The sequence below is a fragment of the Sphingopyxis sp. CCNWLW2 genome (assembly GCF_037095755.1).
Taxonomy (GTDB): domain Bacteria; phylum Pseudomonadota; class Alphaproteobacteria; order Sphingomonadales; family Sphingomonadaceae; genus Sphingopyxis.
This window is the reverse complement of sequence record NZ_JBAWKJ010000002.1, coordinates 808,073-821,331: the sequence shown is the minus strand read 5'-3', so window position 1 is coordinate 821,331 and position 13,259 is coordinate 808,073. Positions and strand designations below refer to the sequence as shown.

General features: G+C 66.1%; 17 protein-coding genes. 10 read left to right on the top strand and 7 right to left on the bottom strand.

Features of this window, described 5'->3' with window-relative positions:
• The first annotated feature begins 73 nt into the window (after positions 1-73).
• The 3 genes from V8J55_RS15095 to V8J55_RS15085 all read left to right on the top strand — a co-directional run bounded on the left by V8J55_RS15095 (position 74) and on the right by V8J55_RS15085 (position 2,569).
• Positions 74-382 (top strand): hypothetical protein, encoded by a 309-nt coding sequence (locus V8J55_RS15095; protein WP_037510427.1) that lies wholly within the window; start codon positions 74-76, stop codon positions 380-382.
• A gap of 114 nt (positions 383-496) precedes the next feature.
• Positions 497-1,159, top strand: a complete 663-nt coding sequence (locus V8J55_RS15090; protein ID WP_037510428.1) for a response regulator transcription factor — start codon at positions 497-499, stop codon at positions 1,157-1,159.
• Between the two features lie 105 nt (positions 1,160-1,264).
• Positions 1,265-2,569, top strand: coding sequence for a sensor histidine kinase (locus tag V8J55_RS15085; protein ID WP_336446888.1), 1,305 nt, complete (start codon positions 1,265-1,267; stop codon positions 2,567-2,569).
• 179 nt (positions 2,570-2,748) lie between these two features.
• Here V8J55_RS15085 and V8J55_RS15080 read toward each other — a convergent pair whose 3' ends face one another.
• On the bottom strand, positions 2,749-3,444 hold the full coding sequence (locus tag V8J55_RS15080) for a glutathione S-transferase N-terminal domain-containing protein (protein WP_336446420.1): 696 nt from the start codon (positions 3,442-3,444) through the stop codon (positions 2,749-2,751).
• Positions 3,441-3,728 (bottom strand): chorismate mutase, encoded by a 288-nt coding sequence (locus V8J55_RS15075; protein ID WP_056374106.1) that lies wholly within the window; start codon positions 3,726-3,728, stop codon positions 3,441-3,443. Before V8J55_RS15075 ends, V8J55_RS15080 begins: the two co-directional genes overlap by 4 nt.
• A 108-nt stretch (positions 3,729-3,836) precedes the next feature.
• On the opposite strand from V8J55_RS15075, the gene V8J55_RS15070 reads away from it, so the two are divergent.
• The 4 genes from V8J55_RS15070 to V8J55_RS15055 all read left to right on the top strand — a co-directional run bounded on the left by V8J55_RS15070 (position 3,837) and on the right by V8J55_RS15055 (position 8,054).
• Complete coding sequence (locus V8J55_RS15070; RefSeq protein ID WP_336446419.1) at positions 3,837-4,850, top strand: polyprenyl synthetase family protein; 1,014 nt, start codon at positions 3,837-3,839, stop codon at positions 4,848-4,850.
• A gap of 16 nt (positions 4,851-4,866) precedes the next feature.
• Positions 4,867-5,247 (top strand): DUF1801 domain-containing protein, encoded by a 381-nt coding sequence (locus tag V8J55_RS15065; protein ID WP_336446887.1) that lies wholly within the window; start codon positions 4,867-4,869, stop codon positions 5,245-5,247.
• Positions 5,247-7,709, top strand: coding sequence for an ATP-dependent helicase HrpB (gene hrpB, locus V8J55_RS15060; protein WP_336446418.1), 2,463 nt, complete (start codon positions 5,247-5,249; stop codon positions 7,707-7,709). Before V8J55_RS15065 ends, hrpB begins: the two co-directional genes overlap by 1 nt.
• Before the next feature lie 66 nt (positions 7,710-7,775).
• Complete coding sequence (locus tag V8J55_RS15055) at positions 7,776-8,054, top strand: ETC complex I subunit (protein ID WP_336446417.1); 279 nt, start codon at positions 7,776-7,778, stop codon at positions 8,052-8,054.
• 84 nt (positions 8,055-8,138) lie between these two features.
• On the opposite strand, the gene V8J55_RS15050 is transcribed toward V8J55_RS15055, so the two are convergent.
• The 5 genes from V8J55_RS15050 to V8J55_RS15030 all read right to left on the bottom strand — a co-directional run bounded on the left by V8J55_RS15050 (position 8,139) and on the right by V8J55_RS15030 (position 10,172).
• Positions 8,139-8,357: a DUF4170 domain-containing protein gene (locus V8J55_RS15050; protein ID WP_037510444.1), complete on the bottom strand. Its 219-nt coding sequence runs from the start codon at positions 8,355-8,357 to the stop codon at positions 8,139-8,141.
• An 81-nt stretch (positions 8,358-8,438) separates the two neighbouring features.
• Positions 8,439-8,795 carry a hypothetical protein gene (locus V8J55_RS15045; protein ID WP_058538236.1) on the bottom strand — a complete coding sequence of 119 codons (357 nt, stop codon included), beginning with the start codon at positions 8,793-8,795 and terminating at the stop codon, positions 8,439-8,441.
• Positions 8,779-9,123, bottom strand: coding sequence for a hypothetical protein (locus V8J55_RS15040; RefSeq protein WP_336446416.1), 345 nt, complete (start codon positions 9,121-9,123; stop codon positions 8,779-8,781). Before V8J55_RS15040 ends, V8J55_RS15045 begins: the two co-directional genes overlap by 17 nt.
• A 28-nt stretch (positions 9,124-9,151) precedes the next feature.
• Positions 9,152-9,616 (bottom strand): phage holin family protein, encoded by a 465-nt coding sequence (locus V8J55_RS15035; protein ID WP_336446415.1) that lies wholly within the window; start codon positions 9,614-9,616, stop codon positions 9,152-9,154.
• Positions 9,617-9,623: 7 nt separating this feature from the next.
• The gene (locus V8J55_RS15030) at positions 9,624-10,172 is read right to left on the bottom strand and encodes a hypothetical protein (protein ID WP_336446414.1); all 549 of its coding nucleotides are present in this window, start codon (positions 10,170-10,172) and stop codon (positions 9,624-9,626) included.
• A 204-nt stretch (positions 10,173-10,376) separates the two neighbouring features.
• On the opposite strand from V8J55_RS15030, the gene eno reads away from it, so the two are divergent.
• The 3 genes from eno to pdhA all read left to right on the top strand — a co-directional run bounded on the left by eno (position 10,377) and on the right by pdhA (position 13,259).
• Complete coding sequence (eno, locus tag V8J55_RS15025; RefSeq protein ID WP_336446413.1) at positions 10,377-11,651, top strand: phosphopyruvate hydratase; 1,275 nt, start codon at positions 10,377-10,379, stop codon at positions 11,649-11,651.
• Between the two features lie 69 nt (positions 11,652-11,720).
• Positions 11,721-12,047 carry an FtsB family cell division protein gene (locus V8J55_RS15020; protein WP_336446412.1) on the top strand — a complete coding sequence of 109 codons (327 nt, stop codon included), beginning with the start codon at positions 11,721-11,723 and terminating at the stop codon, positions 12,045-12,047.
• A gap of 141 nt (positions 12,048-12,188) precedes the next feature.
• A complete protein-coding gene (pdhA, locus tag V8J55_RS15015) occupies positions 12,189-13,259 on the top strand; it encodes a pyruvate dehydrogenase (acetyl-transferring) E1 component subunit alpha (RefSeq protein ID WP_336446411.1) in 1,071 nt (356 codons plus the stop codon).

Here is a 13,259-nt window from a genome sequence, read left to right as displayed (position 1 = left end):
TGGCAGGAACCGAAACCGGAGCTGACCCGGCCATTCATCGCCTATTCAATGCTTTCGCGTTAGAGAAGCGGCCATGATCCGTACACTGACCCTCTCCCTCATCTCCGCGCTGCTGTTGTCGGCAGGCGCGCCCGCGGCGGCGCGCGGCAACCGCGACCAGGACAATCTGCGCGAGGCCGCGGCGCAGGGACAGGTTATCCCGCTCAACAAGCTGATCGCCGACGTCCGTTCGCGCCCGCCCTATAATGACATGACCTATCTCGGCGGCCCGCAGTTCGATGCGGGGCGGATGATCTACGCCCTGAAATTCATGGACGGTAGCCAGGTGGTCGTCGTCTATGTCGACGCCCGCACCGGCCGGATCGTGGGACGCAAACCCTGACATTCCCGTGAACCGATTTTTCGTCGCAACGAGATTTTGCGATGATCGTTCGGACTTGATACACAGTCGAAACATGCGGCCGGGCTGCCCGGTGCGCAAAGGAAAGGCGCCTGAATGCGGATCTTGATTGTCGAAGACGAGCCCACGCTGGGCCCGCAGCTGAAGGCGACGCTGGAGGGGGCAGGCTATGCCGTCGATCTCGCGACCGATGGTGAGGACGGGCATTTCCTCGGGTCGACCGAAAATTACGACGCCGCGATCCTCGATCTCGGCCTGCCCGAAATCGATGGGCTCACCGTGCTCGACCGCTGGCGCCGTGAAAAGCGCAACTTTCCGGTGCTCGTCCTGACCGCGCGCGACAGCTGGTCCGACAAGGTTGCCGGGCTCGATGCCGGCGCCGACGATTATCTGGCCAAGCCATTCCAGACCGAAGAGTTGATCGCCCGCTTGCGCGCGCTGATCCGCCGCGCCGCGGGCAATGCATCGAGCGAGCTGACGGCGGGTCCGGTGCGCCTCGACACGCGCTCGGGCCGCGTCACGCTCGCGGGCGAGCCGGTGAAGCTGACCGCGCAGGAATATAAGCTGCTGTCGTACCTGCTCCATCACAAGGGCAAGGTCGTGTCGCGCACCGAACTGATCGAGCATATTTACGATCAGGATTTCGACCGCGATTCGAACACGATCGAGGTGTTCGTGACGCGTATCCGAAAGAAACTGGGCGCCGACATCATCACGACGATCCGCGGCCTCGGTTATCAGCTCGACGATCCGCAGTAAGCCGTGAGGGAGGCCGACGTCGCCCCGGCGGTCGTAGAGGACCCGGACGCGGCGGAAAAACCGGCGGCGCTGACCAGCCGCATCACCGGCTCGCTCGCGCGGCGCATGATCGCGATCGCAGCGCTGTGGATTTCGGTGCTGCTGATCGGCGGCGGCTTCGCGCTCGACCGCGTGCTGACGGGGGCGATCACGCGCAACTTCGATTCGAGCCTCGAATATGTGCTGATCGCGATGATCCGTTCATCGGAAATCGGCCCAGACGGCGAGGTGCGGCTGGTCGAACCGCTCGGCGACCAGCGCTTCCTCGAACCCTATAGCGGCCTTTACTGGCAGATCAGCGGGGGCAATCAGGAACCCTATCGCTCGCGCTCGCTGTGGGAACGGTCGCTCAAGGCGCCGACACCGCATGTCGACAACCATATCCACACGTACGACAGTAACCAGTTTCCCGACGAGGAATTGCGCGTGCTCGAACGCAACGTCATCCTGCCGGGCAGCAAGACCAACTGGCGGTTCCAGATTGCCCAGTCGCGCGAAGCGCTTGACACCCAGAATCGTGCGGTGCGTGCCACGCTGATTCCCAGCCTCGCGCTGCTCGGTCTCGGCCTCATCATCCTCGCCGCGCTTCAGACCTTCTACGGCCTGTGGCCGCTGCGGCATATCCGCCGCGCGATCGCGGCGATGCGCGGCGGGCAGAACCGCCGCGTCGATGCGCCCTTGCCGCTAGAGGTGCAACCGATGGTCGACGAACTCAACGCGCTGCTCGCGCATAACGAGAAACAGGCCGAGGAGGCGCGGCTGCACGCGGGCAACCTCGCGCATGCGCTGAAGACGCCGCTCACCGTCCTCGTGAACAGCGCGACGAGCTCGGATACGGAGCTCGCCGAAACCGTGCGGCGCGAGGCGGCGACGATGCAGCGGCAGGTCGACCACCACCTCGCCCGCGCGCGCGCGGTCGGGCGGCGCGGCGCGGCGCAGGCGCGCGCGACCGTCTGGGACAGCGTGAACAGCGTATCGCGTGCGGTCGCCGCGCTCTATCCCGATGCGCGGCTCGACGCGGCCGGCGACAAGACCGTCGTCGTGCGGGTCGAGCGGCAGGATCTCGATGAACTCGTCGGAAACCTGCTCGAAAATGCCGCCAAATATGGCGGGGGCAGCGTTTTCGTCACGATCCAGCGCGACGGGAATATGGCGGAAATCCTGATCGAGGACGATGGTGCGGGCATTTCTCCCGACGACCGCGACCGCGTCATCGACCGCGGCGTCCGCCTCGACAGCGGCAAGCCGGGCACGGGCCTGGGGCTCGCGATCGTGCGCGACGTCGCCGAAATCTATGGCGGCAGCATCGCACTCGAGGAGAGCGAGGATCTTGGCGGATTGCTCGTGCGGTTGAGGCTGCCGGCGGGATAGCTGAAAGGTCCGCTTTGGGATGGGGGAAGGGACGCTGCCCCCCTTTCCTTACTTCGTCATCCCCGCGAAAGCGGGGACCCAGAGCGTCCGTCAGCTGGCCCATCCCTGGGTTCCCGCTTTCGCGGGAATGACGAAGGGAAAGAGTGCGGCAAGCTTCCGGTCTTTAGCTGCCGATCGTTTTACGCTGCCGTTACCTCCAGCCCGCGTTGGACAGCAGGGCGAGCCAGACCCGCATCGAGCCAGCGCTGGACATGCGAGAACCGGTCGAAGCCGACAATTTCGGCTGCGTCGTAAAAGCCGATGAGGTTGCGGACCCAGCCGAGCAGCGAAATGTCGGCGATGCTATAGTCGTCGCCCATGACCCACGTCCGGTCCGCCAGCCGCGCGTCGAGTACGCCGAGCAGGCGCGCGGATTCGGCCGCGTAGCGGTCGCGCGGGCGCTTGTCCTCATATTCGCGGCCGGCGAATTTGTGGAAAAAGCCGAGCTGGCCGAACATCGGGCCGACGCCGCCCATCTGCCACATCACCCACTGGATCGTCTCGTAGCGCTCTGCCGGATCGGCGGACAGGAACTGCCCGCTCTTGTCGGCGAGGTAGATCAGGATCGCGCCCGATTCGAACAGCGCGAGCGGCTTTCCGCCCGGGCCTTGCGGATCGTAGAGCGCCGGGATCTTGCCATTGGGGTTGAGCGCGAGGAAGGCCGGGTCGTGGCTTTCGTTCGCCATGATGTCGATCCGGTGCGGTTCGTAAGCGAGGCCGGTTTCCTCGAGCATGATGCCCGCCTTCACGCCGTTCGGCGTCGGCGCGGAGAAAAGCTGGATCCGGTCGGGGTATTGCGCCGGCCAGCGTGCGAAGATCGGATGATCGAGGCTCACGCGCTTTGCTCGCGCTTGGCTTGCTGGTGATGGCGGATCACTTCGTCGATGATGAAGCGAAGGAATTTCTCGGTGAAATCGGGGTCGAGGTCGGCGTCTCGGGCCAGCTCACGCAGCCGTTCGATCTGGCGCTCCTCGCGGCCGGGGTCGGCGGGGGGCAGGCCCTCGCGCGCCTTGAGCTCGCCGACCGCCTTGGTCACCTTGAAGCGTTCGGCGAGCATATAGACGAGCGCAGCGTCGATATTGTCGATGCTCTGGCGATAGCGGCTCAGTTGGTCGTCCATGGGTGCGCGATTCCTCTCTTCTCCGGCACGCTTGGCACCGGGCGGGGCTTCAAAGCAAGCCGAAAGTCGTTGCAAAATCGTGGGCACGGCGCCAAGGCTCGCCGCGTTATGACTGCGGAAATCCATCAGCTCCACGGCGACCGCCCGCCTTCGCTCGACCCGATGATGGCGCTTGTCGCCGCCGACATGAACGAGGTGAATTCGGTCATTCTCGACCGGATGCAGTCCGAAGTGCCGCTGATCCCCGAGCTCGCGGGCCACCTGATCGCAGGCGGCGGCAAGCGGATGCGCCCGATGCTGACGCTCGCGTGCGGCAAGTTGCTCGACTATCCGGGGCGCCGCCATTGCAAGCTCGCCGCCGCGGTCGAATTCATCCACACCGCAACCTTGCTCCACGACGATGTCGTCGACAAATCGGACCTCCGCCGCGGCCGCGAGACCGCGAACCTCATCTGGGGCAACAGCGCGTCGGTGCTTGTCGGCGACTTCCTGTTCAGCCGCGCGTTCGAGGTGATGGTCGAGGATGGCTCGCTGAAGGTGCTAAAGATCCTGTCGCGTGCGTCGGCAGTGATCGCCGAGGGCGAGGTCAACCAGCTCTCAGCGCAGCGCCGGATCGAAACGAGCGAGGACCAGTATCTCGCGATCATCAACGCCAAGACCGCCGAACTGTTTGCCGCGGCATGCAAGATCGCCGCGGTCGTCGCCGAGCGCGACGAGGCGACCGAAGCCGCGCTCGACGCCTATGGCCGCAACCTCGGGATCGCGTTCCAGCTCGTCGACGATGCGATCGACTATGTTTCGGACGCCGAAACGATGGGTAAGGGCGTCGGCGACGACTTCCGCGACGGCAAGGTCACGCTGCCCGTCATCCTCGCTTACGCGCGCGGCAGCGCCGAGGAGCGGGAGTTTTGGAAGCTCGCGATCACCGGCCACAAGACGTCGGACGAGGATCTCGCTTACGCGACGAGCCTCCTTCACAAGCATGACGCGATCGCCGATACGCTCGCGCGCGCGCGCCATTACGGCCAGCGTGCGGTGGATGCGATCGGGGGGTTCAGCGCCAGCCAGGCAAAGTCGGCGTTGACCGAAGCGGTCGCCTTCGCGGTCGCACGCGCTTATTGAGGCGGCGGCGGTGGCGATGATGGGCCCAGCGGCGGAAAGCCCCGACGCCTATATCGCCGCGCTGTCGGGCTGGCAGCGCGAACGCTGCGAAATGATGCGTGCGGCGATCATGGCGGCCGCACACTTTGACGAAACGATCAAATGGACCAACCTCGTCTTCATGGCGAACGGTCCGTGCATCCTGATCCGCGCCGAGGAGCATCGCGTGCTGCTCGGCTTCTGGCGTGGCAAAAGGCTGCGCGAGGTCGATCCGCGTATCAAGGCCAGCGGTAAGTATGAACTGGGCAATCTGGTGATGGTCGCGGCGACCGAGGTCACCGCTGAGGAGGTATCGCGTCTTGCCGCCGAAGCCTTTCGACTGAACGCCGAACTGGGCAACCCTGCGGCGCGTAGCTGATGCAGGCATTGCCGATCGATGCCGTGCTGCCCGATATCATGGCGGCGCTGGTGCTGAAGCCCAACGCCGTCGTCGTTGCACCGCCGGGTGCGGGCAAGACGACGCGCGTCGCCCCCGCGATCCTCGACCAGCCCTGGTGCAAGGGCGCTGTGTGGCTGCTCTCACCGCGCCGGCTCGCGGCGCGCGGCGCGGCCGAGCGGATCGCCGAGGAGATGGGCGAGACCGTCGGCGGCACAGTCGGCTATGCGACGCGGCTCGACAGCAAGCAGTCGGCGGCCACACGGCTGCTCGTGATGACACCGGGCCTGTTCCGCAACCGCATCCTTGCCGATCCCGAGCTTCATGGCGTGTCGGCGGTGCTCTTCGACGAAGTCCACGAACGCAGCCTCGACGGCGATTTCGCGCTCGCGCTCGCCATCGACGCGCAGCAGGGCCTGCGCGACGACCTCCGCCTCGTCGCGATGTCGGCGACGCTCGACGGCGCGCGTTTCGGCGCGCTGCTCGGCAATGCGCCCGTGGTGAGGAGCGAGGGCAAGATCTGGCCGCTCGACCTGCGTCATATCGGCCGCCGCGCCGAGGACCGGCTCGAGGCGTCGGTGCTCAGCGCGGTGCGGCAGGCGCTGGCCGACGAAGCTGAGGGCGACATGCTCGCCTTTCTGCCCGGCGCCGCCGACATCGAACGCGCCGCGACCGCGGTCGAGGACGCTCGGCTGCCGCTCGTCGTCCACCGCCTGCACGGCCAGATCGACCCGGCGCTGCAACGCAAGGCGCTTGTTCGAGATGCCGACGGACGGCGCAAGCTGATCCTCGCGACGAGCATCGCCGAAACCAGCCTGACGATCGATGGGGTGCGTATCGTGATCGACGCCGGCCTGTCGCGCCGTCCGCGCTTCGACAAGGCGGCGGGGATTGCGCGCCTCGTCACCGAGCGTGCGAGCCAGGCGTCGGCGACGCAGCGCGCGGGACGCGCGGCGCGGCAGGGGCCGGGGGTTGCGTACCGATTGTGGGAGGCCGCGGCGACCGCGGGCATGCCGCCCTTCGATCCGCCCGAAATCCACGAGAATGACCTGATGCCCGTCGTGCTCGACTGCGCGAGCTGGGGCATCGTCGATCCGCGCCAATTGGGCTGGCTTGACCCGCCGTCGCCGGCCGCGATCTCCGAAGCGAAAACGCGCCTTCAGGCGATCGGTGCGCTCGCCGACGACGGCCGCATCACCGCGCACGGCAAGGCGCTCGCGGCGATCCCGCTGCCGGTGCCGCTCGCGCATATGCTGCTCGACGCGGCGCGTGCGGGCGAGGCCGAGATGGCGGGGCGGCTCGCGGTGCTGCTCACCGAGCCGGGGCTCGGCGGGCGCGGCGTCGATGTCGAGGCACGGCTCGGGCGCTGGCGCGGGCAGCGCAACGAGCGGTCGGAGGGCGCATGGCGGCTCGCACGCCGTCTTGCGACGATCGGCGAGAAGCTGGCGGCCGGGACCGACGATGTCGAGCCGCGCTCGATCGGCGGCTGGATCGCGACCGCCTGGCCCGACCGTGTTGCGCGGCAGCGGGCAGGGCAGCGCGGCGAATATCTCAGCGTCGGCGGCCGCGCCTATCGCATCGACGCGGTCGACCCGCTCGCGGGCAGCGAATGGCTCGCGATCGCCGACGCGCAGGGGCATGCTGCGGGCGTGCGCATCCTCGCCGCGGCGCCGATCGCGCAGGCCGAAGTCGAAGCGCTCTTCGCCGGTCGCATCGCCCAGCATTCGGCGAGCAGTTACGACGGCATGAACGACCGCGTCGATCATCGGCGCGAACGGAGGCTCGGTGCGATCGCATTGACGAGCGGGCAGGCGGGACGCAGCGAAAATGCCGGGGACGATATTGCGGTGCGTTTGGCAGCGGTGCGCAGAAAGGGGCTGGGGCTGATCGGCTGGGGGCCGGCGGCGCAGGCGCTGCGCCAGCGCGCCTCCTATGCGGGGATCGATGCGCTATCGACCGGCGCGCTCGCCGACAGTCTCGAACTCTGGCTCGAACCGTTGCTCGCGGGGTGTCGCGGGCTTCGCGACATCGGCGACCGCAAGCTGACCGACGCGCTGATGGCGACGCTCGACTGGCCGGCGCGCCAGCTTCTCGAAAAACATGCGCCCGCCGATTATACGACGCCCGTCGGCAGCCGGCATCCGATCGACTATGGCGCCGACGGCGGGCCGACGGTCAGCGTGCGCGTGCAGGAGCTGTTCGGGCTCGCACGCCACCCGACGATCGGCGATCCGCCGGTGCCGCTCGTGCTCGCGCTGACCTCGCCCGCGCACCGCCCGATCCAGACGACGCGCGACCTCGTCTCCTTCTGGAACGGCAGCTGGCACGATGTGGCGCGCGAGATGCGCGGGCGCTATCCCAAGCACAATTGGCCCGACGATCCGGTGAACGCGCGGCCAAGCCTGATGACCAAAGCGGCGCAGGCGCGGCGCGATGCGCAATAGGCCTCTTTTCGTGCGCGCCGCTTGGCGCTAAGGCGGCGGCACAGGCACCAGTACAGGACGACCCCGATGAAAGCGCGTATTTTCCAGAAGCCCAAGAATGCCATGCAGTCGGGGCGTGCCGGGACGCAGCGCTGGATGCTGGAATTCGCCCCTGCCGAAGCGCGCAAGGCCGATCCGCTGATGGGCTGGGCGGGCAGCGGCGACACGCAGCGCCAGCTGCGCCTGGGTTTTGCGAGCCGCGATGAAGCGGTGGCCTATGCCGAGAAGAATGGGATCGACGTCGAGATCACCTCGACCCCCGAGCGCCGCCTGAAGATTCAGGCTTACGCCGACAATTTCCGCTGATCACGTCATCCCAGCGAAAGCTGGGATCGCAGGCGCTATGCCTGGGCGATCGCGGCCCCAGCTTTCGCTGGGGCGACGATTTTTTCAGGCTTCGGCGTCCGGCTGCAGCAATTTGTGCAGGTGGACGACGACATATTTCATTTCGGCATCGTCGACCGTGCGCTGCGCCGCGCTGCGCCATGCTTTTTCGGCCGACTTGTAATCGGGATAGAGGCCAACGACGTCGAGATTGTGCAGGTCGGTAAAGTCGAGACCCTGCGGATCGGCGACGCGTCCGCCGAACACGAGATGCAATTTGCTCATGGCTGCTTTCCTTGCGGATAAACGCTAGTAGGGGAGAAGCCGCGCCCCCTACCAGCGCTTTGCCCTTACGGCAAGTGCGGCTCAATCCTCGCCCTTGCGGCCCTTTGGTAGCAGCGAGCCCAGCAGCGCGCCAATCGCGACCGCGCCCGCGACCAGTGCCAGCGGCTGCTTCTCGGCCGCATCCTTGAGCTTGCTGTTCGCGCGTTTCGCCTGCGCCTTGCCCTTTTCATAGACTTCGCCCGCGGCTTCGCGGGCGACGCCGGCCTGTTCGCTCGCCTTGGCCGCGAGATCCTCCGTCGCGGCACGGGCGCGGCCGTAGCCGTCCTGGATGCGCGCCTTCGCCGCCTCGGCGGTCAGTCGCGCATTTTCGGCGGTTTTCTCCGCAAGTTCACTCGCTTTTGCACGCGTCTCGCGGGCGGTTTCACCGAACGGCTTCATCATCTTCCTCCACTAAATCGATGTCATCCTCGTCCCCCGGTTCATCGGCGGAACGAAAATGATCGGCGACGTCGGTCGCCAGGTCCTGAATCTTTTGCACCAGGCGCGGCGCATGTTCCTTGATCGGCTCGCGCAGCAGCCATGCGACGCCCGCCGCCGCCGCGATCGCGATCGGCAGGCGGTTGTTGCGGAACTGCTGCTGCACCGCATGCGCGGTGTCGTCGACGGCCTCGCCAATCCGGTATTTACCGCGATCGACGAGCGCACTGGGCCTCAGCGCCGCGCGCGCAACGTCGAGCCGGCGGTGCAGTTCGGCGCGCTGGAGCATCGATCGGCGCGCGGCGGCGATCAGGCTATTACGCGTCCGCGGCATCGTCGATCCCTTCGTTCGTCAGGTCACGCCGAAGCGCGGTGCGAATGTCGCCGTAACTGAGCTGCGCGCGCCATCCGGCAAAAGCGGCAAGGGCAAGCAAGACGCCGACGACGATCAACGTCGCGACGAACGGCCCGACGTGCGGCGCGAGCGCGAGGATCGCTCCGAAGGCGAGTGCGAGCATCGCGATGCCGAGCGCACACGCCGCAATCGTGCCCCATGCCGCGGTCCAGCTGACGCCGTGCAGCGCCAGCTCGCCGCGGGCCTCGATCAGCGCAAGCTCCGCCCTTGCCGTCGCCGAGAGATTGTCGACGACGTCGCCGACAATCTTTTCGAGCGGAACGGGAGGCGGCGTGACCGGACGTCCGTCCGGCGCATAGCCATGACTTATGCCGTCAAAGCTGCGCGCATCGGGCGCCGGCGGGGTATTCGGATCGGAAGATGCCAACGCCCTGTCAATCGTTCGAGCTGCCCTTGAGCATCCGGGCGAGCACGAAGCCGATCACCGTGGCGGCACCGACGGCGATCGCCGGGTTCTTCTTGACCATGTCGCGGGTCGAGGCGGCGAGCTCGTCGAGATCCTTCTTGTCGAGCGTCGTGGCAAGGCCAGCAACGGTCGTCGCGGCCGAGCGGGCATAGTCGCCGTACTGCTTGCCGAACTTACTGTCGACGGTGCCCGCGCTGTCCTCGAGCAGCTTGGCTAGGCTGCCGACGGCTTCGGCGGCCTTGTCCTTGCCCTTCGTCGCGGCGTCGCGAGCCTTGGCCGAGGCTTGGTTCTTCAGCGTCGTCGCTTCTTCCTTTAGCGAAGCGGCCTTCTTCGACGCTTCGGACTTGATGGTGTCGCGTGTCGCGGCGATCTGGTCGCGGATCGGGTGATCCTTGGCGTTCGCCTTTTTGGCGGCCGGCTTGCGTGCCGGTGCAGCCTTGGTGGCGGCGGCCTTCGCGGGCGCTTTGGGACGGGGAGCGGCAACTTTCTTCGTCGCGGGAGTAGCGGCTTTGGCCATCGGCTTTGTCCTCTTCTTCTTATACGGGCGCCGCATCAGCGGGCGTCCCCTTTTGGTCCTGCCTCAATATATAGCAAGGCGAGGCCAATGGTTCCATCCCTCCGCAAAATTCCTATGCAGCGGTTGCACTAACGTCACCCTGCCGATAACAGGCGGGCGCCTTTCCCTACGCCCTGTCGACAGGGCTTCAGCAGGACATATTCCATGACCGCCATCATCGACATTCACGGCCGCGAAATCCTCGACAGCCGCGGCAATCCGACCGTCGAAGTCGATGTCCTGCTCGAAGACGGCAGCTTCGGCCGCGCCGCGGTGCCCTCGGGCGCCTCGACCGGCGCGCACGAAGCCGTTGAACTCCGCGATGGCGACAAGAACCGTTATCTCGGCAAGGGCGTGATCAAGGCGGTTGCCGCGGTGAACGGCGACATCGCCGAGGCGCTGATCGGCCTCGACGCCGAGGATCAGCGCGAACTCGATCAGGCGATGATCGACCTCGACGGCACCCCGAACAAGAGCCGCCTCGGCGCCAACGCGATCCTCGGCGTCAGCCTCGCCGCTGCAAAAGCTGCGGCCGATGCGCGCGGCCTGCCGCTCTATCGTTACGTCGGCGGCGTCTCGGCGCGCACGCTTCCCGTTCCGATGATGAACATCATCAACGGCGGCGAGCATGCCGACAACCCGATCGACGTTCAGGAATTTATGATCATGCCCGTCGGCGCCGGCAGCATCGCCGAAGCCGTGCGCTGGGGCAGCGAGATATTCCACACGCTGAAGAAGGGCCTGTCGGCAAAGGGCCTTGCAACCGCGGTCGGCGACGAAGGCGGCTTCGCGCCGAACCTCGCCTCGACGCGCGCCGCGCTCGATTTCATCGCGGCGTCGGTCGATCAGGCGGGCTTCAAGCTCGGCACCGACGTCGTGCTCGCGCTCGATTGCGCCGCGACCGAATTCTTCAAGAACGGCAAGTACGAGATCAGCGGCGAGGGCCTCTCGCTCAGCCCCGAACAGATGGCCGAATATCTCGCCGCGCTCGTCAACGACTATCCGATCAAGTCGATCGAGGACGGGATGAGCGAAGATGATTTCGTGGGCTGGAAGGCGCTCACCGATCTCGTCGGCGACAAGTGCCAGCTCGTCGGCGACGACCTGTTCGTCACCAACCCGCTGCGCCTCGAACAGGGGATCAAGGACGGCCTCGCCAACTCGCTGCTCGTCAAGGTCAACCAGATCGGCACGCTGTCCGAAACGCTCGATGCGGTCGATATGGCGCACCGCGCGCGCTACACCGCGGTGATGTCGCACCGGTCGGGCGAGACCGAGGATTCGACGATCGCCGATCTCGCGGTCGCGACCAACTGCGGCCAGATCAAGACCGGCAGCCTCGCGCGTTCGGACCGGCTTGCGAAGTACAACCAGCTGATCCGTATCGAGGAAGAGCTGGGCGACATGGCGCGTTATCCGGGGGCGTCGATTTTCGGCTGATCGCAAAGCTGCGGAAAACTGTGGCCTGACGCCTTGACGCCGCGAATCAACTCTGATTCAAGGGCCGGAATGACGCAGCGCCACAAATTCCGCAAATCGATGCACCGGGCGGCCGGTCCCGCCATCGCGGTGATGGTGGTGCTGGCGATGATCGGCTACATCATTTTCGGCCCGACCGGCCTGTACGCCTGGGGCGATTACGGCCAGTCGGTCGAGAAGCAGCGCGTCATCCTGAGCGAGCTGACCAAGAAGCAAAACGAGCTCCAGAACCGCGTCAATCTGCTCGACCGCCGGAGCGTCGATCCCGATTTGGCTGAGGAATATGTGCGCGAGAAACTCGGCGCATATCATCAGGACGAGTATATCATTCCGATGGACAAGACGGCAAAGCCCTGAGCTTTTGCGGCAGCGTTGCTGCACCCCTATGCTGCATACGTAAGTTGGTCCCGCCCCCGCCCATGGTGGGCGTTGCCAAGTGCCGCGCGGCTCTCCTATAGGGAGCGCTTGCCGTAACGGCTAACTGCAAAGGAACCCGCCTTGGCCAAAGCACCCGCGCGCACCTCCCCCGCGCCCAAAAAGACTGCATCCACCCCGGCCGCCGCGAGCAACCGCGAGCAACCGCGCGATCCCGTCCCCTATGACGCGACGCCCGAAGAGCTGGAAAAATTCTATCGCGAGATGCTGCTCATCCGCCGCTTCGAAGAGAAGGCGGGGCAGCTTTATGGTCTCGGCCTGATCGGCGGTTTCTGCCACCTCTACATCGGCCAGGAAGCCGTGGCGGTGGGCCTGCAGTCGGCGCTCGACGGCGACAAGGACAGCGTCATCACCGGCTACCGCGACCATGGCCACATGCTCGCTTACGGCATCGACCCCAAGGTCATCATGGCCGAGCTGACCGGCCGCGCCGCGGGCATTTCGAGCGGCAAGGGCGGCTCGATGCACATGTTCAGCGTTGAGCATAAATTCTACGGCGGCCACGGCATCGTCGGCGCACAGGTGTCGCTCGGCACCGGGCTCGCCTTCGCGCACAAATATCGCGGCGACGGCGGGGTGGCGATGGCCTATTTCGGCGACGGCGCATCGAACCAGGGCCAGGTCTACGAAAGCTTCAACATGGCCGAGCTGTGGAAGCTGCCGATCATCTTCGTGATCGAGAACAACCAGTACGCGATGGGCACGTCGGTGAACCGCTCGTCGGCCGAAGACCAGCTCTATCGCCGCGGCGAAAGCTTCCGCATCCCCGGCATGCAGGTCGACGGCATGGACGTGCTCGCGGTGCGCGGCGCGGCCGAAGCGGCGCTCGAATGGGTGCGCGCCGGCAAGGGGCCGGTGCTGATGGAGCTCAAGACCTATCGCTATCGCGGCCACTCGATGTCCGACCCTGCCAAATATCGCAGCCGCGAGGAAGTGCAGGCGGTGCGCGACAAGAGCGATTCCATCGAACATCTGAAAAAGCTGATGACCGATGCGGGCATCACCGAAGACAAGTTCAAGGAAATCGACAAGGAGATCCGCGCGATCGTGGCCGAGTCCGCCGACTTTGCGGAAAGCGCGCCCGAACCCGAACTTCATGAACTGTATACTGACGTGCTGGTGGAGCAATATTGA